Annotated in this window: 2 protein-coding genes; one reads left to right on the top strand and one right to left on the bottom strand. The window is 52.2% G+C overall.

The window, feature by feature from the left end:
• Positions 1 to 827: 2OG-Fe(II) oxygenase family protein (locus tag V6D20_24720; protein HEY9818986.1), on the bottom strand; the 827-nt coding region annotated here is incomplete at its 3' end.
• Positions 828 to 1,075: 248 nt separating this feature from the next.
• On the opposite strand from V6D20_24720, the gene V6D20_24715 reads away from it, so the two are divergent.
• Positions 1,076 to 1,459, top strand: a complete 384-nt coding sequence (locus tag V6D20_24715) for a hypothetical protein (GenBank protein HEY9818985.1) — start codon at positions 1,076 to 1,078, stop codon at positions 1,457 to 1,459.
• Positions 1,460 to 1,831 lie beyond the last annotated feature (372 nt).

Raw genomic sequence — 1,831 nt, 5'->3', positions numbered from 1 at the left:
GGTAGGCAGTCGATCAGCACCTCAGGATTAGGATCACAAAACAGGGCCACCGAGTAGCGCGATCGCCCGGCATCGTCGCCCGTGGGCACGGTGACTCGATGGCGAGTGGAGCTGAGCCTATCATTGGTCCAGCGCTGCATAGCATCTCCCACATTCACCACCACGGTGCCTGGAATCGGTGGCGCGGCAATCCATTGACCATCACGAGTTTGCACTTCTAGGCCGCCTATGTCATCTTGCAGCAGTAGGGTAATGCTCCCATAGTCGGTGTGGGCTCCGGCGCGCAGTTGTCCGGGCTGGGGCTGTTGGTCAACCGGTGGGTAGTGCAACATACGTAGAAAATAGTTGCGACCGTGCTTGTCGCCGAAGTAGTCATGGGGCAAATCCAGAGCGATGGCAAAGGCTTGCAGCACATTGGGCGCAACCTGTTCGGTGCAACAGCGATAAAACTCAGACACCACAGGCTGAAAGGTCACCGGCTCTGCGGGCCAAACGACTTCCAGTCCCATATTAAACGCCTCTTTGAGATCCCAAGGCTGGCTTGGATCCAGGCGCTCCGTTTGCACACCAATGTAGCCGCAGTTGGTATCGGGCGATCGCGCCACGGTTTCCTTAAGATCTAAGGGAAGCTGAAAAAAGATTTGGGCTTGCACCAAGAGCTGCTGGAGTAGTTCGACGGGAATGCCGTGATTGCGTAGATACATGAAGCCGATGGTGGAACAGGCCTGGTAAATCTCCTGGGCAATGCGATCGCGATCGCGTTCATCGCCTTGGAGAAAGGGGCCAAAGTCAATCACAGGAATCGTAGTCGTTGAAGTCAGAGTCATGGCGCAGGGTTCCAGAATAGTCCACCGATGTGTTCATCGATCAGATTGGGGATGGGCGGGTTACTACCAGCCCTGGAATGATCTCTACCAGGATGGGCGATCGCTCCCTGTTGTCAGGGATACCAGACATGCACTACGCAAACCTTTCTAGGTGTATGTTCATTTACACACACACCGGCTAGAATAAAAGAGTAGCTGTTGCTACAGAAATAAAATTAATCTTTAGTTCCATTTTTAACCGGATTGCCATGAACGCGACTCAATCTAGCGATGTGCGGCTTCATCATCAGCACTACACCAACCTTCTCGCCCACCTTGCCCGACGCATGGAGTCTGCTCAGCAGCACAATGACAGTCGCCTGCTTGCGCTTCTGGAAGTAGAACAACAGCAACTGGCGGCAGAATGGTCTACGAAGGGAGCGATCGCCCCTTCTCTCAACTTAATCCAACGATTTTGGCAGTGGCTCTTGGTGGCCATTGAAGATAGCTCCAAGCTCCAAGTCGAGAAGCTATCTGGCACCAATGGCGATACATGGTGGTATGCCTACGATCCAGGCACCGGCAAAGCCCTCTACGCTGAGTCGGAGTCGGACGTGGTGAAGTGGATCGAAGACAATCGCATCGGCCACTAGAGATGTGACTATGATCACATAAATTTCGGATTTAAAGCACCAGCATTCATCGGGATGACGATGAGGCAACCCTGAAGTTATGACCAGCAGTTCGGCAGACTCATCACCATGATCAGTTGGCCGGATCTAGGATAGTCCCCACCGAATCTCAAGCTCTATCTAGGTCTCCAAATGTAACATTACCGTTCCATTTGGAGATACTAACCGCTCAACATCAAAACTCAGCTTTGTTTATCGTCAATTGAAATGATCTCGTTCTCTAAGAGCGGGATTTTTTTTGACGTTCTCGTGCCCCCTCTGTGCAAACGGTACCGCTCTGTTCATCTTGAGCTAGGGGAAGGGCAGGATAGAATTGTTGTTACGAAAAGGGTT

The organism is Candidatus Obscuribacterales bacterium, assembly GCA_036703605.1.
In the GTDB taxonomy this organism is placed as follows: domain Bacteria; phylum Cyanobacteriota; class Cyanobacteriia; order RECH01; family RECH01; genus RECH01.
The sequence above is the reverse complement of the archived record's forward strand: the minus strand, read 5'-3'. Positions and strand labels throughout refer to the sequence as shown.